Genomic DNA, 18,279 nt, shown 5'->3' with positions numbered 1-18,279 from the left:
GCGACCGATGAGGCCGAACGGGTCGGCGGCCTAGCATCCGGGTCGTGAACCACCCGTGCCGCGCCCGCGTCCTGCCACTGATCGACGGTGGCTTCGCCGTCCTGACCTTCGGTCTGCTGCTCATCTCGCTCCTCGACCCGCAGGCCCGCCCCGCCGGCGCGGCCGGGACCACCGTCGCGGTCGGCCTCGCCGCCGGGCAGGCCAGCTGCCTGCTGTGGATCCGCCGGCGCCCGGAGTACGCCCTCGCGGTGGCCGCGCTCGCCGGCATCGGGCTGGAGGTGCTCTGCCCGGGCATCGGCTGGCTCGGCCTCATCGGCATCCCGCTGGCGTACCTCGCACGGCTGCGCCCGCCCCGGGTCTCCCTGGTGGCGCTGGGGCTGCTGCTCGCCCCGACGCCGTGGGAGCTGGTCACCGGCGGCTGGCGGGACCTGCTGCTGGCGGTGACCGCGGTGAGCCTCGGCTGGGCGCTCGGCGAGCTGCAACGGGGGCGCGCGCAGCGGCGGCGGGACCGGCAGCGGCAGGTGCTCGCCCGGGAGCGGGAGCGGATCTCCCGCGAGCTGCACGACGTGGTGGCCCACCATGTGGCCGTCATCGCCGTGCAGGCCGCCGCCGCCGAGGACGTCTTCGACCAGCAGCCGGAGCGGGCCCGCGCCGCGCTCGGCTCGATCGGCGCGGCCGCCCGGTCCGCGCTCGCCGAGCTGCGGGCCATGCTGCACGCCCTGGCCGTCGACGACGGCGCCGACCCGGACGGCCCCCAGCCCGGCCTGGCGCAGCTCGACGCCCTCGCCGACGCCGTCCGGGCGGTCGGCCTGCGGGTGACCATGAGCCGGGACGACGGCGCCGAGGACCTGCCCGGCGGGGTGCAGCTCTCGGCGTACCGGATCGTGCAGGAGTCGCTGACCAACGCGCTGCGGCACAGCCACGCCACGACGGCCGAGGTCAGCGTCCGGTACGCCGACGGCGTGCTGCGGCTGGAGGTGGTCGACGACGGCACCGCGCCGCCGCGCCGCGCCGGGGTCGACGCGGGGCGCGGCATCGTCGGGATGCGGGAGCGGGCCCGGCTGCTCGGCGGCACGCTGGACGCCGGCCCGCTGCCCGCCGGCGGGTTCCGGGTCCACGCCCAGCTGCCGGTCGGGGTGGCACCGTGAGCGCGAGGAGTGCGCCGACTTTGCGCGCCCCGCAGCCGCGAACAGAGGTAGCACCGTGACCGTACGCGTGGTGGTCGCCGACGACCAGGACCTGATCCGCGCGGGCCTCGCGATGATCATCGAGGCCCGGCCGGACCTGACCGTCGTCGGGCAGGCCGCCGACGGCATCGAGGCGGTCGCGGTGGCCGAGCGCACCCGCCCCGACGTGGTGCTGATGGACGTCCGGATGCCCCGGCAGGACGGCATCGCGGCCACCCGACAGCTGGTGGCCGGCGGCAACCCGGCCCGGGTGATCATGCTCACCACCTTCGACCTGGACGAGCACGTCTTCGCGGCGCTGCGCGCGGGGGCCAGCGCCTTCCTGCTCAAGGACACCCGGCCCGGGGACCTCGCGGAGGCGGTCCGGGTGGTGGCCCGCGGCGAGGCGCTGCTGGCGCCCACGGTGACCCGGCGGCTGCTGGACCGGTTCGCCGACCAGTTGCCCGGCCCCGCGGTGGCCACCGGGAAGCTCGCCACGCTCACCGCCCGGGAGGTGGAGGTGCTGACGTTGACCGCGCGGGCGCTGTCGAACGCGGAGATCGCCGAGCGGCTCTACCTGAGCACCGCGACGGTGAAGACGCACGTCTCGGCCGTCCTCACCAAGCTCGGCCTGCGGGACCGGATCCAGGCCGTCGTCTTCGCCTACGACACCGGCCTGGTCCGGCCCGAGCCGCCGCCCGGGTGAGCGCCGTCCGCCGGCGGCGGTCACCGCCGTCAGCCGGCGGCAATGAGCGCCGTCAGCCGACCCGGCGGGGCCGGGTGCCGACCGTGGCCAGGCGGGTACGGTGCACGCCCTCGCGCAGCTCGTCGTCGCCCATCACCAGCCACACCAGGCCGCAGTCCTGCGGGCCGGTCACGTCCACCTGGCAGAGGGTGCACGGCTCGCCGGGGCGGATCGGGCAGGCCGGCGCGGGCCGGGCCGGACGCGCTGTGGTGCTCATGGTTCCACCGTGGCGCGCCCGGGGCGGTCGCGGTCAGGGCCGTTGGTCCTGTCCCGGCGCCGCCCCGGGCGCCCGCGCGGCGGGGCGCCGGGTCAGGGCACCATCCAGCTCAGCACCGGCGAGCCCTGCAACGCCACCAGCACGCACATGATCAGCAGCAGCACCAGGCTCCAGCCGAAGACCTTCCGGAAGATCTCCCCCTCCCGGCCGGCCATGCCGACCGCGCCGGCGGCGATCGCCAGGTTCTGCGGGCTGATCATCTTGCCGAGCACCCCGCCGGAGGAGTTGGCCGCGGCCAGCAGCAGCGGGTCCAGCCCGGCCCGGGCCGCGGTCTGCACCTGCAACGCACCGAAGAGCGCGTTGGAGGAGGTGTCCGAACCGGTCACCGCCACCCCGATCCAGCCGAGGATCGCGGAGAGGAACACGAACGCCCCGCCGGCCGCGGCGAGGAACGCGCCGAGCGTGTTCGTCTGCCCGGACTGGTTCATCACGTACGCCAGGGCCAGCACCGCCATCACCGTGACGATCGCGTAGCGCAGTTCGGCGTAGGTGCGCCCGTACGCCCGCAGGGCCCGGCCGGCGGAGACCCGCAGCACCAGCGCGGTGAGGACGCCGGCGAGGATCATCAGCGTGCCGGCCGCGGGCAGCCAGTTCAGCGCGAAGGTGGTCGAGGAGAGCGGCTTGCCGTTGCCGGCCAGGACGTCCAGGCCCGGCCAGCCGAACTTGACCGTCCACGGCTCCTCGGCCAGGGCGTCCTTGACCGGACCCAGGTTCGCGATCGAGAAGATCGCGATGATGATCAGGTAGGGGGCGTACGCGCGGGCCACCTCGGCCGGGGTGTCGGCGAGGCGCGGGCCGGCGGCCGGGACCTGGTCGGCCGGGCGCGGCGCCAACCCGTCGCCGGCCCGGTGCCGGCCACTGGACGGGTCCACGTCGACCCGCGGCTCACCCGGTGGAGTCTCGCCACCGGTGCCGTCCAGGCCCGGCGCCGCAGTGCTGGCGGCCGTACCCCGGGACGGGCCGGCGGCGGCGCGGACGGCGCCCGGACCGGCCAGCCCGGCCTCGGCGGGCTCCCGGGCCGCCGGCACCACGGCCGCCTCGCGGCCCAGGTCGGCCGGGGTCTGCGGACGCCAGACCCGGACCAGCAGCACCACCGCGGCGGCCGACACCAGCGCCGCCACGATGTCGGTCAGCGGCACCGAGATGTAGTTCGCGGCGACGAACTGCGCGAGGCCGAACGACACGCCCGCGACCAGCGCGGCCGGCCAGGTCTGCCGGATGCCGCGCCGCCCGTCGACCAGGGCGACCAGCATCAGCGGCACGACCACGGCGAGGACCGGGGTCTGCCGGCCGACCATCGCGCCGAGGGTGTCCACGGTGAGCCGCGGGTCCGGGTTGGCGCCGCCGCTGACGCTGGCCAGGGTGACGATCGGGGTGGCGAGCGCGCCGAACGCCACCGGCGCGGTGTTGGCCAGCAGCGACACCGAGGCCGCGTGGATCGGGCGGAAGCCGAGCGCCATCAGCATCACCACGGTGATCGCCACCGGGGTGCCGAAACCGGCGAGGGCCTCCAGCAGCGCGCCGAAGCAGAACGCGATGATGATGGCCTGGATCCGCATGTCCGGGCTGACCCGCTCGAAGGAGCGGCGCAGCACGTCGAAGTGTCCGCTCTCGACGGTCAGGTTGTAGACCCAGATCGCGTTGATGACGATCCAGAGGATCGGGAAGAAGCCGAACGCGGCGCCCTCGGTCGCCGAGAGCAGCGCCTGCCCGGCCGGCATGGCGTACACGACGACCGCCACGACCAGCGCGACGGCGAGGGAGATCAGCCCGGCCAGCCAGGCCCGCACCTTGAGCACGCCGAGCAGGACGAAGAGGGTGAGCAGGGGCAGGACCGCGAAGATGGCCGAGAGCGCTACGGAGTCACCGACCGGGTCGGTGACGACGGTGAACTGGTCGAACATGGGTCACCTCGACGCTTCTGGATCGGGTGGTGAGGTGTGCGCGGGGCCCGCCCGGCCCGGGTCGGGGCGAGCGGACCCTGCGCCGAGCAACTCCTCGACGTCCCGGTGCTGGAGGGACGCGTCGAGGACCTGTGCGGTGTGTGCCAGCGCGAGCTCGCCGCCGGCGCGGGCCACCGAGGCGGCGACCTGCATCAGGCAACCGGGGTTGGCCGTGACGAGCAGCCGCGCCCCGGTGGCCAGCACGGTGCGGGCCTTGCGGTCGCCGAGTTCGGCGGCCGGCCCGGGGTTGAGCACGTTCCACACGCCCGCCGAGCCGCAGCACAGCTCCGGGTCGGCGATCTCCCGCAGCTCCAGCCCGGGGATGCCGCGCAGCAGCCGGCGCGGCTGTTCCCGGACGCCCTGGGCGTGGGCCAGATGGCAGGCGTCGTGGTACGCGACGGTCACCGGCAGCGGATGCCGGGTGGCGACCGGGCCCAGCTCGTCGAGGAGCTCGGACAGGTCGCGGACCTTGGCGGCGAAGTCGGCGGCGAGCGCGGCGTAGCGCGGGTCGTCCCGGAGCAGCTCGCCGTACTCCTTGAGGGTGGAGCCGCAGCCGGCCGCGTTGACCACGAAGAAGTCCAGCCCGGCGGTGGCGAACGTGTCGAGCAGCCGGCGGGCGAACCGGCGGGCCTCCTCCTCGCGTCCGTTGTGCACGCTCAGCGCCCCGCAGCAGCCCTGCCGCCCCGGCCCGATCACCACGTCGCAGCCCTCGGCGGCGAGCACCCGGGCGGTGGCGGCGTTGACCTCGGGGAAGAACGCGTCCTGGACGCAGCCGGTGAGCATGCCGACCACCGCCCGCCGGGGGCCGGCGGCGGGCAGCCGGGCGGGCAGCCGGGGGCGCCGGCGCAGCGGCGGGGTGAGCCGGTCCAGCGCCGCGAGGGTGGGTGCGAGCCGCTCCAGCAGCCCGGTCCGCGCCAGCAGCCGGCGCAGCCCGCTGGCCCGGTACGCGCGCAGCGGCCCGCGCAGCAGCCGCAGCCGCCTCGGGTACGGGAAGAGCGCGAAGACGGCCGAGTGCAGCGCCCGTTCCCGCGGGCCGCGGCGGTGCCGGCGGTGCACCTGTTGCCGGGTGTCGGCGATCAGCCGGTCGTAGCGCACCCCGGACGGGCAGGCGGTGACGCAGGACATGCAGCCGAGGCAGCGGTCGAAGTGGGTGGCCATCGAGTCGGTCAGCGGCTCGCCCTCCAGGCCGACCTTCATCAGGTGGATCCGCCCCCGGGGCGAGTCCATCTCCTCGCCCCACAGCACGTAGGTGGGGCAGGTGGGCAGGCAGAAGCCGCAGTGCACGCAGTCGGCGATCAGCTCGGCGGCGGGCGGGTGGTGGGCGTCGAAGGCGGGTTCGCGGGCGGCCGCGGCGAGCGCGTCGACCGGGCGGCTGCCGGCGGGCGCGTCGACCGGGCGGCTGCCGGCGGGCGCGTCGACCGGGCGGCTGCCGGCGGGCGCGTCGACCGGGTCGCCGGCCGGTGCGGTGACCGGGTCGCCGGCCGGGCGGCCGGCGGCGGACGCGGTGCTCGGGTCGCGGCCGGGCTGGTGCGGGATGCCCATCAGATGCCTCCCACGAACCGGCCGGGCGCCAGCCGGGCGTCCGGGTCGAAGCGCTGCTTGATCCGGCGCATCAACGCCAGGCCGTCGACCGGCCCCCACAGGTCGACCCGCGCCCGCACGGCCGGAGGCGCGGTGACCACGACGGTGTGCCCGGCCACCGCGGCGGTGGCCGTCCGCACCGTGTCCACCAGGGCGGCTACCCGGTCCGGGTCGGCCGTGCCGGGCAGCCCCGCGTAGAGGACGCCGACGCCGGCCGAGCCGCGCAGGGCCAGGGGCAGCCCGTGCCGCTCGGCCGCCGCGCGGGCGTCGGCGAGCAACCGGGGTACGCCGGAGAGCGCGGCGGTCAGCTTCAGCCCGGTGCCGCCGGCCGTCCACGGCAGACTCCCCCACCCCCCGGGCGGCCGGTCGGTGCTCGTCGCGCCGGCGCCGAGCAGCCGCCGGGCGGCCGCGGCCCGGGCGGCCACCCCGGCCCGGGTGCCCTCGATCAGCACGGTGACCGTGGCCGGGCCGTCGTGCGGGGCGTCCACCTCCAGCCCGGCCGGCACGAGCTGGCCGGCACGTACGGCCGCGGCGAGCCGGCCGGCCGCGGCGGGGTCGTCGACCGTCCGGGACACGTACGCGGCGGCCGCCGGCAGCGGGTGCAGCCGGAAGGCGCACTCGGTGATCAGCCCCAGCGTCCCGTACGCCCCGGCGACGAGCTTGCCGAGGTCGTAGCCGGCGACGTTCTTGACCACCTTGCCGCCGGCCCGGGCGACCACCCCGTCGGCACGGACCAGGGTTACCCCGATGAGCAGGTCGCGGGGGGTGCCGTAGAGCAGGCGGCGGGGGCCCGCGGTGTTGGTGGCGACGGCCCCGCCGACGGTGCCGCCGGCGACCGGCGGGTCCACGGCGAGCTGCTGGCCGGCGCCGGCCAGGGTGCTGGCCAGCAGGTCCAGCGCGGTGCCGGCACGGACCACGGTGATCAGGTCGCCGGCGGCGTGCTCGACCACCCCGGCCAGGGCGGTGGTGTCGAGGATCAGGTCCAGGCGGCGGGGCGGGTTGCCCCAGTCCTGCTTGGTGCCGCCGCCGCGCACGGTCACCGCCAGCTCCAGCCCGGCCGCGGCCCGCAGCACGGCGGCGGCCTGGGCGGTGTCGCGCGGGGTGGCCAGGTAGCGGGCCGGCACCCCGGCGATCGTGTCGGGCGCGCCGGCGGGGCGGACCGGCTCGTCCCCGTCCGGCCCGGGATCGGCGGCGGCCCGCCCCGGGACCCGGACCGGGTGGGGCGGGTCCGCGGCGGCGGCCCGGGCCGCCGCCCGGAGCCGGTCGAGGATCCGGTCGGCGGGCATCAGAACACCTCCGCGAGGCCGGCCGCCTGCGCCGGGTGCACGCCGCTGCGCCGGCCCGGGACCTCCCCGCAGAGCCGCGGAGTCGGGAAGACCTTGCCCGGGTTGGCCAGCCCGTCCGGGTCGAACGCGCAGCGCAGCAGGTGCATGGTGTCCAGGTCGTCGTCGGTGAACATGCGCGGCAGGTACTTCGCCTTGTCCACGCCGACGCCGTGCTCGCCGGTGATCGAGCCGCCGTGGGTGACGCAGAGGTCGAGGATCGCCCCGGAGACCTCCTCGGCGCGTTCGGCCTGCCCGTCGACGGCGGCGTCGAAGAGGACCAGCGGGTGCAGGTTGCCGTCGCCGGCGTGGAAGACGTTGGCCACCCGGATGCCGTGTTCGGCGGAGAGCGCGTCGATGCGCCGCAGCACCTCCGGCAGGGCGGTCCGCGGGATCACCCCGTCCTGGACGATGTAGTCGGGGCTGATCCGCCCGACGGCGGCGAACGCGGACTTGCGTCCCCGCCAGAACAGCGCCCGCTCGGCGTCGTCGGCGGCGATCCGGATCTCGAACGCCCCGTTCTCCCGGCAGAGCGCCTCCACCTGGGCGAACTGGGCGTCGACCTCCGGCGCCGGGCCGTCCAGCTCGACGATGAGCACCGCCCCGGCACCGGCCGGGTAGCCACAGTGCACGGCCGCCTCGGCGGCGGAGATGGCCAGCGCGTCCATCATCTCCACCGCCGCCGGCACCACGCCGGCCGCGATCACCGCCGAGGTGGCCGCGCCCGCCTGGTCGGTGGAGCCGAACGCGGCCAGCAGGGTCCGCACCGACTCGGGCAGCCGGGTCAGCCGGACGGTGACCTCGGTGGCGATGCCCAGGGTGCCCTCCGAGCCGACGAACGCGCCGAGCAGGTCGTAGCCGGGGGTGTCCGGGGCGCGGCCGCCGAGGCGCACCCGTTCCCCGTCCGGGGTGACCACCTCCAGCCCGGTGACGTGGTGGGTGGTGAAGCCGTACTTCAGGCAGTGCGCGCCGCCGGAGTTCTCCGCCACGTTGCCGCCGATCGAGCAGATCTGCTGGCTGGACGGGTCGGGGGCGTAGTAGTAGCCGTGCGGGGCCGCGGCCCGGCTGACCGCCAGGTTGATCACGCCGGGCTGCACCACGGCCCGCTCGTCGTCGGGGGCGACCTCGACGATGTCGCGCATCGTGGAGGTCACCACGAGCACGCCGTGGGCGTGCGGCAGCGCCCCACCGGAGAGCCCGGTGCCGGCGCCGCGGGCGACGAACGGCGTGCCGGCGGCCGCGCAGGCGCGGACCACGGCGGCGCACTGCGCGGCGTCGGCGGGCAGGGCGACCAGCCCCGGCACCACCCGGTACCGGGCCAGCCCGTCGCACTCGTAGGTGCGCAGCTGCTGCCGGTCGCTGATCACCCGCTCGGCGCCGATGGCGGCGCGCAGGGTGGCGGCGAGAGCGTCGAGGTCCGTCGGGGTCGTGCTCATCGCCCACCTCCGCGTCGCGGTCGGTCGTCGGTCAGGGCATCCGTTCGTACGCCGGCACGGTGAGGAAGTCGACGAAGTCGTCGGCGACGGCGACGGCCATGAACAGGGCCCGGGCCTCGGCGTAGTCGCCCGGATCGCCGGGCAGCCCGGCGATCTCCTCGTCGGCGATCCGTTCGACCAGGTCGCGGGTGACCCGCTCGCCGGTGTCGTCGAGGGTGACCTCGTTGTGCAGCCACTGCCAGACCTGGCTGCGGGAGATCTCGGCGGTGGCGGCGTCCTCCATCAGGTTGAAGATGGCCACCGCGCCGGTGCCGCGCAGCCAGGCGGCCAGGTACTGCACGCCGACGCTGACCGCGTTGCGCAGCCCGGCCTCGGTGTGGCCGCCGGGGGTGGCCCGCACGTTCAGCAGCTCGGCGGCGGTCACCCGGACCTCGTCGCGGGTGCGGTGCAGCTGGTGGGGCCGGTCGCCGAGGACCTGGTCGAAGACCTCCCGGCAGACCGGGACCAGGTCGGGGTGGGCCACCCAGGAGCCGTCGAAGCCGTCGCCGGCCTCGCGGGTCTTGTCCTCGCGCACCTTGGCCAGCGCGGTCTCGTTGACCTGCGGATCACGCCGGCTCGGGATGAACGCGGCCATCCCGCCGATGGCGTGCGCGCCCCGCCGGTGGCAGGTACGCACCAGCAGCTCGGTGTACGCCCGCATGAACGGCACGGTCATGGTGACCGCGTTGCGGTCGGGCAGCAGGAAGTCCTGCCCCCGGGTACGGAACTTCTTGATCACGCTGAACATGTAGTCCCACCGGCCGGCGTTCAGCCCGGCGGAGTGCTCGCGCAGCTCGTGGAGGATCTCGTCCATCTCGAACGCGGCCGGAAAGGTCTCGATGAGCACGGTGGCCCGGATCGTGCCGCGCGGGATGCCGAGCTGGTCCTGGGCGAACAGGAACACCTCGTTCCACAGTCGCGCCTCGAGGTGGCTCTCCAGTTTGGGCAGGTAGAAGTACGGGCCGGCGCCCCGGTCGAGCTGCCGGCGGGCGCAGTGGAAGAGGTAGAGGCCGAAGTCGACCAGGCTGCCGGAGGTGCGTTCGCCGTCGACGAGGAGGTGCTTCTCGTCGAGGTGCCAGCCGCGCGGCCGGACCACGATGGTGGCCAGTTCGCCGTCGTGCAGGGCGTACCGCTTGCCCTCCGGCGAGGTGAACTCCAGCTTGCCGTCGATCGCGTCGCGCAGGTTGAGCTGGCCGGAGACGACGTTCTCCCAGCGCGGGGTGTTGGCGTCCTCCAGGTCGGCGAGCCAGACCCGGGCGCCCGAGTTGAGGGCGTTGATGGTCATCTTGGCGTCGGTGGGCCCGGTGATCTCCACCCGCCGGTCGACGAGCCCGGGTGCCGGGTCGGCGACCCGCCAGTCCGACTCGCGGATCGCGCGGGTCTCGGGCAGGAAGTCCAGGGTGGCACCCGCGGCCAGTTCGGCGTCCCGGTGCCGGCGGCGCCGCAGCAGCTCCCGCCGGCGGGGGTCGAAGGCGCGGTGCAACGCGGCGAGGAAGGCCAGCGCCTCGGGGGTGAGGATCTCGTCGTACCGGGGGTGGGCGGCCCCGGTGACCTCGACTCCGGTGGGGTTGGTCATCGGCTCGCTCCTCACCGCGATATGTCTGGCGATCTATCCGGTGGTGTTCCTGCCGACTGTAGTTCTCCCTGCTCACCGCCGCGAGTTGAGCGGCCGGTCAGCCGCCGGGAGTGGTCGCCCCGGTGCGGCGAGCGGTCCGTGCCGGACGCCGAACGGCCGGATCCGGCACGGCCGGCGCGTCGCGGGGCGAACCGGACGTACCCGCCAGCCGGCGCGGGGCGGGCGATTGCCGGCCGGTCCGCCGTCCGGGTTGCGGCGGCCTGGCCGGGCATGTCGGCACCGGCGGGCCCGCACCGGGAACACGGGACGGCAACGAAGATTTCTCAATTACGCCGAGTGACCGCCGCAACCCTCCTAGTGTTGGCCACACCGGTGCTAGTCACGGAGTTGGCCACCCGAACGGCGTCCCACGCAGTCAGCGGACGAAAAGTGAGGGAAGACGCGGATGAAGGCACAGACAGTTCTCGCTTCGGCGGCGATCGGCGTGGGCCTCGGCGCCCTGCTGCTTCCGGCCGCCGCGCTCGCGGACACCACCGTCTCGCCGGCCACCACGCCGGTCGGCGGGACCGTCGTACTCACCACGACCTGCAACCCGAACGCGGGCGACGCGCTCTTCCGCGTCACCGGACCCGACCGGGACCAGAACGTCCGGTCCACCACGGCCGCCGCGGGAGGCGGCCTGAGCGCCGAACTCTTCACCGCCGGGTTCACCCTCGGCACCTACACGGTCACCACCACCTGCGGCGACGGCAGCAACGGCGGCACGGCCACCTTCGCGGTCACCCCGATCGGCGGGGCCCAGGCCGGCGGGGGCGGCGCGGACGGGGACGGGGACACCACGGTGCTCGCCGCCGGCGGCGCGCTCGCCGTCGCGGCCATCGCCGGCGGGACGTACGTGCTGGTCCGCCGCCGGCGCCGCGCCACCAGCCCGGCCTGACGGGCCGGCACGACCATCCCTGGGCGGGTGCCCGCGCCGGTGCGGACCGGTGCGGGCACACCGCGCCCTGTTCGGACGGAGGTGGGAAGCTGTCGTCGCCGCACCGCCCCGCGAGCCGGCCCGGCGCCCGCACGGTCGCCCTCGTCGCCGCGGTCACCCTGGCCGGCGCGACCGGGGCCGGCCTGGTCGCCGCCGGCCTCGGCAGCACCGGGACCCGGCCACCGCAGCCGGGGGCGTCGGTCGCCCCCACCGCGGAACGCTCCGGCACGCCCGGTCCGGTGCTGCCGCGCTCCGAGCCGGTCCGGGTCAGCATCCCCCGCATCGGCGTCGACGCGGAGATCGTCCCGGTGGCCACCGACGACGACGGCGCCCTGCAGGTGCCGCCGCTGGACCACCCGGAGATCGCCGGCTGGTACCGCCGGGGCCCCACGCCGGGCGAGGCGGGCAACGCCGTGCTGGTCGGACACGTCGACTCGCAGAACGGGCCGGCGGTCTTCTTCGAGCTGGGCCGGCTGCGCCCCGGCGACACCGTGCTGGTCGGCCGGGCCGACGGGCGGGTCGCCAGGTTCACCGTGGACGGTGTCGGGGCGTACCCGAAGGAACGCTTCCCCACCGAGCGGGTGTACGGCGCAGGCCGGGAGGCCCGGCTGCGCCTGATCACCTGCGGCGGCCGGTTCGACCCGCACACCGGCAACTACCCCGACAACATCGTGGTCTTCGCCACCGCCACCGGCTGAGGCGGCCGGCGCCGGTCCCGCCGGGCCGGCCCGGCCCCGGGTCAGGTGTCCAGGTCGGACAGCTCCCGGCCGAGCAGCTCGGCGAGCCGGGCCGCGCGGGCGGGTTCGTCGCTGGCGGTGATGCCCCGGCTGGGCTGCTCCACGGTCATCAGCAGGTACAGGTAGAGCCGGTACAGGCCCAGCCGCCGGCGCACCCCGACGTCCCACGGGAACGGCGCGGCCGCCCGGTAGGCGCGTACCAGCGGGTCGTCCGGCTCGTCCTCGACCCGCCGGTAGAGCAGCGGCGAGATCAGGTCCATCAGCGGGTCGCCCCACAGGTAGCGCTCGCCGTCGACCAGGCCGGTGAACCGGAGCCGGCCGTCCGGCCCGGCGGTGGCGAGGATGTTGCCGGCCCAGCCGTCGAAGTGCAGCAGCGCCGGGCGGCGCACGGCGTCGAGGACAGCGGCCTGCCGGCCCACCAGCTCCGCGATCCGCTCCGCCGGCAGCGGCAGCGGCACCCGCCAGTCGGCCGCGTCGGCGAGCAGGTCGCCCACCATGGCGGTGTACGCGGCCCGCCAGGTGTCGCCGCTGGCCCGGTCGCCGTCGTAGCCGTAGTACTCGCCGGTGACCCGGTGCAGCGCGGCGAGCGCCACACCCAGCTCGGCGCGGACCTCGTCGGTGTCGACGCCGTCCTGGGTCAGGTCCCACAGGGTGCGGCCGGGCAGCAGGCCGGTGAGCAGCCAGTCGCCCAGCTCCGGGTCGCTGCCGTGGTGCAGCAGCGGCGGGACCGGCACGGCGGGCGCCCGCGCCGCGACCAGGCGCAGGTAGCGGGCCTCGGCGCCGATCATGTCGAGCTCGTAGCGCAGCAGCGGCACATGCGGGAACGGGCCGACCTTGAGCACGACGTGCCGGCCGTCGTCCAGGTGCACCCACCAGACGGCGGCGAAGCCACCACCGGCCAGCGGCCCGCACTCGGTGACCGTGGGCGCGGGGCCGAGCGAGGCGGCGACGAAGCGGCGGACCTGGTCGGGGTCGAGGGCGCGTTGGGTCGGGCTCATCCGGGCCGCCCCCGGCGGCGCGCGAGGATCACCATGCTCTGGTCCATCGTCCGCCGAGGGTACTGATCGGACCCGCCGCCCGCTGTCCCCCGCCGCCGCGGGCCGCGCTCACCACGCCACGCTCACCACGCCACGCGCACCGGCCATGCCGGCCGCGCGGTGCGCGCCCCGGTCGCAATCGGCCGGGCGCACACCGCGCGGAGCGCGCCGGCTCAGCCGCAGGCGACCAGGGCCCGGGGGGCGGGCCGGCCGGCGTGCCGCGCCACGAGGCCGATGCCGAACGCGGCGGCGGCGTAGAGCCCGGCGAAGGCCAGCCAGCCCGGCGCTCCGCCACCGACGATCAGCCAGGTCAGCAGCACCGGGCCGAGCATCCGGGCGACCGGCACCCCGCTGCCGAAGAAGCCCTGGTACAGGCCGTGCTGGTCGGCCGGGGCGAGATCGAAGCTGAGCTGCCACGCGCCGGCGCCGTGTGCCATCTCCGCGTACACCTGGGCTCCGGCGCCGAGCAGCAGGATCCCCGCGGCCAGCGCGGGCGTGCCGGCGACGCCGGCCAGCGCGAAGAGCCCGCACGCGACGACCATCCAGGCCCCGGCGCGGCGCAGCGACCGGGCCGCGCCGGCCGGGTCGACCACCCGCCGGGCCACCCGCACCTGAGCCAGCATCACCGCCGCCGTGTTGACCACCAGCAGCGCCGCCGCCAGCCAGGACGGCGCCGCGGTGCGCTGGACCACCCACAGCGGCAGCACCAGGCTGAGCAGCGGCAGGTAGAGCATCATCACCGCGTTCAGCGCGGTGAGCAGCGCGTACCGCCGGTCCTGGAAGACCGCGCGCCGGGCGCCCGCCGCCTCCGGCCGGGCGACCGGCCGGCGCCGGGCCGGCAACCGCCGCAGCAGCAGCGCCGCGACACCGAAGGCCACCGCGTCCAGCAGCAGCACCGCGCGGTACGCCCCGGCGGCGTGCGCGGCCAGCGCCAGCCCACCGAGCGCGGCGCCCAGGCCCAGCCCGGCGTTGACCACCGCCTGCAACCGGGCCCGCACCTCGGTGCGCCGCTCCGGTTCCACCAGCCGGGCCAGCAGCGCCTGGCGGACCGCGGCCAGGCCGGTCTGGCAGCCGGCGTAGAGGCAGGCCACCAGCACGAACGCGACGGGTTGGCGGACGGCCAGGAAGGCCGCGACGGCCAGTCCGGTGCCGGCGGCCAACAGCGCGGCGACCAGCCGGGCGTCCCACCGGTCGGCGGCGTGCCCGGCCGGGATCCCGGCGAGCAGGCCGGCCGCCCAGCCGAGGGAGAGCCCGAGCCCGACCTGACCGGGCGACAGGCCGACCACCTGGGTGAAGTAGAGCGCCGAGGTGACCAGGAACGCGCCGTCCCCGATCGAGTTGGCCAGCTGGGCCAGGGCGAGCGTGCGCGCCGGTCCGGGCGCGGGCAGCAGGTGTGCCATCGCTCAGCCCTCGATCGGCCGGCGGGTACGCGCCCGCTTCAGCTCGAAGAACCCATCGGTGCCGGCGACCAGCAGCACCCCGTCCCAGAGCCGGCCGGCGTCCTCGCCGCGCGGGATGGGCGCCACGACCGGCCCGAAGAACGCGTTGACCCGGCCGTCGGGGCCGGCCACGTGGATGGCCGGGGTGCCGAGGTCCTCGCCGACCGGGGCCAGCCCGGCGTGGTTGCCGGCCCGCAGCGCCTCGTCGTGGTCGGTGACGTCGGCCGCGTCGGCCAGCTCGGCGGGCAGGTCGACCTCGGCCAGCGCCGCCAGGTAGAGCTCGCGGCCGATCGGCGCCCGCTCGTGGTGGATCCGGGTGCCCAGCGCGGTGTAGAGGTCGCGCAGCACCTCGGGGCCGCACTTCTGTGCCGCGGCCGCGCACACCCGGACCGGACCCAGGCCGGGCTTCAGCCACTCCTGGTACCACTCCTCCAGCCCGTCGCGGCCCTCGTTGAGCAGGGACAGGCTCAGCACGTGGAACCGGACCCGGACGTCGCGGACCCGCTCCACCTCCAGCAGCCAGCGGGAGGCGTTCCAGGCCCACGGGCAGCGCGGGTCGAACCACATGTCGGCGGTGGTCGTCATCGTTTCGGTCCCTCCGGGAAGCGTTCTCGACAACGACGCTAAGGCCCGAAGCGGCCCAACAGCAGAGCCGATCCGGGCCTCATTGGTTGGGTCAATTTCCGCGCACCCAGCCGCCCGGCACCCGCCGGGTTTGCCCGCCCATGCGGTGGGAAGACCCGCCCGGGCCGATCGGCCCGACTCGCCGGACGGCGGCCCGACGCCGGTCCGGCCGCGACGGATCGCGAGGAGGAGCGATGGCCCAGGCGGCCAGCAGACCGAGCAGCGCCCGCAAGGCCACCGGGGCGCGCAAGGCCCCGATGCCGAAGAGGACGGCGGCGAAGAAGGTCGCGACCGCCACCCGGCGGGCGACCGGAGCGACCGCCGCCAGGACCCCGGGCGGGAAGCCGACGCCGACCAGCGCCCGGGTCGCCCGGAAGAAGGACACCGCGGCCACCACCGCCACCCCGGCCCGGCGGCCGACGGCGAAGGCCACCGCCGCCAAGCAGGCGGCCCCGGCGAAGAAGGCCACCGCCGCCCGGAAGGCGCCGGCCACGACGGCCGCCGCGAAGAAGGCGCCCGCGAAGACTGCGGCGGCGAAGAAGGCGGCGGCGGCGAAGAAGGCCGCCACCCGGACCGCGGCGAAGAAGGCGCCCGCGACGCGGGCCACGGCGAAGAAGGCGCCCGCGACCAGGGTCACGGCGAAGAAGGCGCCGGCCAGCCGGACCACGGCGAAGAAGGCGCCGGCCCGCAAGGCGCCGGCGAAGCAGGGCATCGCCCGCAAGCCCACCGCGAAGAAGGCGGCGGCCACCGCCCGGTCCCGGACCGTCGCCGCGACCCGGACCCCGGCGAAGAAGGCCACCACCATGGAGTCGTTCGGCAACCGGCGTACCGCCCGGACGGGCACCCGCTGACCCGCCGGGGCGAGTCCAGGCGGGCGCCCCGCGCATCCGACGCCCGTGCGCGAGCGGGACCAGCTCGCCACCGAGCTGCTGAGCCGGTTGGACGCGCTCGCTTGATCGACTCGGGTTGTACGCGCGGGCGACCGTGGACGACGTGGCGGCCGGGTTGCGGCATGTCGTTGTGTCGATCGGCGTTGAAGGGCCGCTTTACCGCATGCCGGGTCGATCAAGCCGCCACGCCCCGCCGCGAGGGGCCGTTGTGCGCTAAATGGGGGTGTCCCGGGGCCGGCCGGGTGGCGTGACGACGTCGTAGCCGGGGCGGGCACCCGCGAGCCGTCGGCCAGAATGGTCGGGTGGCGAAACGCGGTGCCCGCCGAAGCGCGGCCGACGAGATCCAGCCCTGCCCCTGCGGCACCGGCCTGCCGTACGCGGACTGCTGCGCGCCCGCGCACCGGGGCGCGTCGGCGGCGGCGACCGCCGAGGCGCTGATGCGCTCCCGGTACAGCGCCTTCGCCGTGGGCGACGCCGACTACCTGCTACGCAGCTGGCACTCGCGCACCCGGCCGGCCCGGCTGCGGCTGGACCCGGGCACCCGGTGGACCGGCCTGGAGATCCTGGAGACCGACCGGGGTGGCCTGTTCGACACCGCCGGCACGGTCGCGTTCCGGGCCCACTACCGGGAGGCCGGGCGGCCCGGCAGCCTCACCGAGCACAGCCGCTTCGTCCGGGAGGACGGCCGCTGGGTCTACCTGGACGCCCGACCCGACTGAGTCGGGGTCAGCCGGCCCGGACGGACCTCCGCCGGGGCAGGCCGAGCCGGCGGACCGCCGCGGCGACCAGCTCCTCCGGTGACGCCGACACGTCCAGCACCACGCCGGGTTCGTCGGACCCCAGTTCCTCCAGGGTCGCCCGCTGCGAGTCGAGCAGGCTGGCCGGCATGTAGTGCCCGACCCGCCGGGTCATCCGGTCCCGGATCAGCTCCGCGGTGCCGGCCAGGTGCACGAACTCCACCGTGGGCGGCCCCTGGCGCAGCACGTCCCGGTAGGCGCGCTTCAACGCCGAGCAGGCCAGCACGGTGGACACCCCCTCGGCGTGCCGTTCGGCCATCCACGCCGCGAGGTCGCTCAGCCAGGGCCAGCGCGCCGCGTCGTCCAGCGGGATGCCGGCGCGCATCCGGGCCACGTTGGCCGGCGGGTGGAACTCGTCCGCCTCGGCGAACACCAGCTCGGTCAGCTCGCTGATTCCCCGCGCCACTGTCGTCTTGCCCGCCCCGGACACGCCCATCACGATCACGTGCCGGGTGGGCGGCCGGTCACCAGTCATGGACCGTGCCGTCCTTGAGCCGGTTGAACGGCAGGTACGCCGGCTGGTAGGGGAACCTGGCCGCGGCCGCCTCGTCGAGTTCCACGCCGAGGCCCGGCTGCTCCCCCGGGTGCAGGTACCCGTCGGCGAAGGTGAACGACTGACGGAACACCTCGTCGGTGAGCGCGCCGTGCCGCATGTACTCCTGGATGCCGAAGTTGTGGATGGCCAGGTCGAGGTGGAGCGCGGCGGCCATGCCGACCGGGGAGATGTCGGTCGGGCCGTGGATGCCGGACTTGATCTGGTACTGGGCGGCGTAGTCGAGCAGCTTCCGCATGGCGGTGATGCCGCCGGTGTGGGTGACCGCGGACCGCACGTAGTCGATGAGCTGTTCCCGGATCAGCGTCTGGTAGTCCCAGACGGTGTTGAACACCTCGCCGATGGCCAGCGGGGTGGTGGTGTGCTGGCGGACCAGCCGCAACGCCTCCTGGTTCTCCGCCGGGGTGCAGTCCTCCAGCCAGAACAGGTCGTACGGCTCGAGCGCCTTGCCCAGCTTGGCGGCCTGGATGGGGGTCATCCGGTGGTGGCCGTCGTGCAGCAGGGGCAGCTCGGGGCCGAACTCGTTGCGGACGGCCTCGAAGACCCCCGGCAGGTGGCGCAGGTACGAGCGGGTGTCCCAGTCCTCCTCGGCGGGCAGCGGCGTGCGCTGGGCGGGCTCGTAGTCGTAGCGCTTGCCGTCGACGCCGGCCTGGGCGGCCACGCCGTACACGGCGTTGATGCCGGGCACCGAGGTCTGCACCCGGATGGCCCGGAAGCCCAGCTCCAGGTGGTGGCGGATGGAGTCGAACAGCTCGGGCAGGTCCCGCCCGGAGGCGTGCCCGTAGGCCAGGATGCCGGTCCGGGAGGCGCCGCCGAGGAGCTGGTAGAGCGGCATCCCGGCGGCCTTGGCCTTGATGTCCCAGAGCGCCACGTCCACCGCCGCGATGGCGGCCATGGTGACCGGTCCCCGCCGCCAGTACGCCGACCGGTAGAGGAACTGCCAGGCGTCCTCGATCTGGTGCGGGTCCCGCCCGATCAGCAGCGGGACGACGTGGTCGGCCAGGTACGACGCGACGGCCAGTTCGCGCCCGTTGAGGGTGCCGTCGCCCAGCCCGGTGAGCCCTTCGTCTGTGGTGATTTTGAGGGTGACGAAGTTCCGGTCGGGGCTGGAGACGATGACGTCCGCGGCGACGATCTTCAT

At 75.8% G+C, this 18,279-nt stretch carries 17 protein-coding genes; 5 read left to right on the top strand and 12 right to left on the bottom strand.

Features of this window, described 5'->3' with window-relative positions:
* The first annotated feature begins 44 nt into the window (after positions 1–44).
* On the top strand, positions 45–1,148 hold the full coding sequence (locus tag AB0I11_RS19215) for a histidine kinase (RefSeq protein ID WP_357321807.1): 1,104 nt from the start codon (positions 45–47) through the stop codon (positions 1,146–1,148).
* Between the two features lie 55 nt (positions 1,149–1,203).
* Complete coding sequence (locus AB0I11_RS19210) at positions 1,204–1,872, top strand: response regulator transcription factor (RefSeq protein WP_357321804.1); 669 nt, start codon at positions 1,204–1,206, stop codon at positions 1,870–1,872.
* A 52-nt stretch (positions 1,873–1,924) separates the two neighbouring features.
* Here AB0I11_RS19210 and AB0I11_RS19205 read toward each other — a convergent pair whose 3' ends face one another.
* The 6 genes from AB0I11_RS19205 to aceB form a co-directional block, all read right to left on the bottom strand.
* Positions 1,925–2,128: a DUF6767 domain-containing protein gene (locus AB0I11_RS19205; protein WP_357321801.1), complete on the bottom strand. Its 204-nt coding sequence runs from the start codon at positions 2,126–2,128 to the stop codon at positions 1,925–1,927.
* 92 nt (positions 2,129–2,220) lie between these two features.
* A complete protein-coding gene (locus tag AB0I11_RS19200; RefSeq protein ID WP_357321799.1) occupies positions 2,221–4,092 on the bottom strand; it encodes an L-lactate permease in 1,872 nt (623 codons plus the stop codon).
* A 3-nt stretch (positions 4,093–4,095) separates the two neighbouring features.
* Positions 4,096–5,673 (bottom strand): heterodisulfide reductase-related iron-sulfur binding cluster, encoded by a 1,578-nt coding sequence (locus tag AB0I11_RS19195; RefSeq protein ID WP_357321796.1) that lies wholly within the window; start codon positions 5,671–5,673, stop codon positions 4,096–4,098.
* Positions 5,673–6,998 (bottom strand): FAD-binding oxidoreductase, encoded by a 1,326-nt coding sequence (locus tag AB0I11_RS19190; RefSeq protein ID WP_357321792.1) that lies wholly within the window; start codon positions 6,996–6,998, stop codon positions 5,673–5,675. The genes AB0I11_RS19195 and AB0I11_RS19190 overlap by 1 nt, the downstream gene beginning before the upstream one ends.
* Entirely contained in the window at positions 6,998–8,470 is a 1,473-nt protein-coding gene (locus AB0I11_RS19185) for an FAD-linked oxidase C-terminal domain-containing protein (RefSeq protein WP_357321789.1), read from the bottom strand. The genes AB0I11_RS19190 and AB0I11_RS19185 overlap by 1 nt, the downstream gene beginning before the upstream one ends.
* 31 nt (positions 8,471–8,501) lie before the next feature.
* The gene (gene aceB / locus AB0I11_RS19180; protein WP_357321786.1) at positions 8,502–10,085 is read right to left on the bottom strand and encodes a malate synthase A; all 1,584 of its coding nucleotides are present in this window, start codon (positions 10,083–10,085) and stop codon (positions 8,502–8,504) included.
* Positions 10,086–10,530: 445 nt separating this feature from the next.
* Between aceB and AB0I11_RS19175 the strand changes: the two genes are divergently transcribed.
* Together AB0I11_RS19175 and AB0I11_RS19170 are read left to right on the top strand one after the other, a co-directional pair.
* The gene (locus AB0I11_RS19175) at positions 10,531–11,022 is read left to right on the top strand and encodes a hypothetical protein (RefSeq protein ID WP_357321783.1); all 492 of its coding nucleotides are present in this window, start codon (positions 10,531–10,533) and stop codon (positions 11,020–11,022) included.
* Between the two features lie 89 nt (positions 11,023–11,111).
* Positions 11,112–11,759: a class F sortase gene (locus AB0I11_RS19170; RefSeq protein ID WP_357321924.1), complete on the top strand. Its 648-nt coding sequence runs from the start codon at positions 11,112–11,114 to the stop codon at positions 11,757–11,759.
* Between the two features lie 41 nt (positions 11,760–11,800).
* On the opposite strand, the gene AB0I11_RS19165 is transcribed toward AB0I11_RS19170, so the two are convergent.
* From AB0I11_RS19165 to AB0I11_RS19150, 4 genes are all read right to left on the bottom strand, one after another.
* Positions 11,801–12,796, bottom strand: coding sequence for an aminoglycoside phosphotransferase family protein (locus tag AB0I11_RS19165; protein WP_357321780.1), 996 nt, complete (start codon positions 12,794–12,796; stop codon positions 11,801–11,803).
* Between the two features lie 212 nt (positions 12,797–13,008).
* Complete coding sequence (locus tag AB0I11_RS19160) at positions 13,009–14,235, bottom strand: MFS transporter (protein ID WP_357321777.1); 1,227 nt, start codon at positions 14,233–14,235, stop codon at positions 13,009–13,011.
* Positions 14,236–14,238: 3 nt separating this feature from the next.
* Positions 14,239–14,859, bottom strand: coding sequence for a disulfide bond formation protein DsbA (locus AB0I11_RS19155; RefSeq protein WP_357321774.1), 621 nt, complete (start codon positions 14,857–14,859; stop codon positions 14,239–14,241).
* 91 nt (positions 14,860–14,950) lie between these two features.
* Positions 14,951–15,742, bottom strand: coding sequence for a hypothetical protein (locus tag AB0I11_RS19150; protein ID WP_357321772.1), 792 nt, complete (start codon positions 15,740–15,742; stop codon positions 14,951–14,953).
* A gap of 348 nt (positions 15,743–16,090) precedes the next feature.
* Here AB0I11_RS19150 and AB0I11_RS19145 point away from each other — a divergent pair, with 348 nt between their 5' ends.
* A complete protein-coding gene (locus AB0I11_RS19145) occupies positions 16,091–16,507 on the top strand; it encodes a YchJ family metal-binding protein (protein WP_357321769.1) in 417 nt (138 codons plus the stop codon).
* Between the two features lie 7 nt (positions 16,508–16,514).
* Here the strand turns inward: AB0I11_RS19145 and AB0I11_RS19140 are convergent, their stop codons facing one another.
* Both AB0I11_RS19140 and manD read right to left on the bottom strand, forming a co-directional pair.
* Positions 16,515–17,060: a gluconokinase gene (locus AB0I11_RS19140; RefSeq protein ID WP_357321766.1), complete on the bottom strand. Its 546-nt coding sequence runs from the start codon at positions 17,058–17,060 to the stop codon at positions 16,515–16,517.
* Positions 17,050–18,279 (bottom strand): D-mannonate dehydratase ManD, encoded by a 1,230-nt coding sequence (gene manD, locus AB0I11_RS19135; protein WP_357321763.1) that lies wholly within the window; start codon positions 18,277–18,279, stop codon positions 17,050–17,052. The genes AB0I11_RS19140 and manD overlap by 11 nt, the downstream gene beginning before the upstream one ends.

This window comes from Micromonospora sp. NPDC050495 (genome assembly GCF_040655175.1).
Classification (GTDB): Bacteria; Actinomycetota; Actinomycetes; order Mycobacteriales; family Micromonosporaceae; genus Micromonospora.
Note: the sequence above shows the minus strand (reverse complement) of the source record. Positions and strands in the feature narration are given on the sequence as shown.

What these genes read in the sequence shown, in the direction of transcription:
- AB0I11_RS19195 (WP_357321796.1), bottom strand. Translation starts at nt 5,673, where the DNA reads ATGGGCATCCCGCACCAGCCCGGCCGCGACCCGAGCACCGCGTCCGCC.
- AB0I11_RS19155 (WP_357321774.1), bottom strand. Translation starts at nt 14,859, where the DNA reads ATGACGACCACCGCCGACATGTGGTTCGACCCGCGCTGCCCGTGGGCC.
- AB0I11_RS19165 (WP_357321780.1), bottom strand. Translation starts at nt 12,796, where the DNA reads ATGAGCCCGACCCAACGCGCCCTCGACCCCGACCAGGTCCGCCGCTTC.
- aceB (WP_357321786.1), bottom strand. Translation starts at nt 10,085, where the DNA reads ATGACCAACCCCACCGGAGTCGAGGTCACCGGGGCCGCCCACCCCCGG.
- AB0I11_RS19200 (WP_357321799.1), bottom strand. Translation starts at nt 4,092, where the DNA reads ATGTTCGACCAGTTCACCGTCGTCACCGACCCGGTCGGTGACTCCGTA.
- AB0I11_RS19190 (WP_357321792.1), bottom strand. Translation starts at nt 6,998, where the DNA reads ATGCCCGCCGACCGGATCCTCGACCGGCTCCGGGCGGCGGCCCGGGCC.
- manD (WP_357321763.1), bottom strand. Translation starts at nt 18,279, where the DNA reads ATGAAGATCGTCGCCGCGGACGTCATCGTCTCCAGCCCCGACCGGAAC.
- AB0I11_RS19140 (WP_357321766.1), bottom strand. Translation starts at nt 17,060, where the DNA reads ATGACTGGTGACCGGCCGCCCACCCGGCACGTGATCGTGATGGGCGTG.
- AB0I11_RS19175 (WP_357321783.1), top strand. Translation starts at nt 10,531, where the DNA reads ATGAAGGCACAGACAGTTCTCGCTTCGGCGGCGATCGGCGTGGGCCTC.
- AB0I11_RS19185 (WP_357321789.1), bottom strand. Translation starts at nt 8,470, where the DNA reads ATGAGCACGACCCCGACGGACCTCGACGCTCTCGCCGCCACCCTGCGC.
- AB0I11_RS19205 (WP_357321801.1), bottom strand. Translation starts at nt 2,128, where the DNA reads ATGAGCACCACAGCGCGTCCGGCCCGGCCCGCGCCGGCCTGCCCGATC.
- AB0I11_RS19160 (WP_357321777.1), bottom strand. Translation starts at nt 14,235, where the DNA reads ATGGCACACCTGCTGCCCGCGCCCGGACCGGCGCGCACGCTCGCCCTG.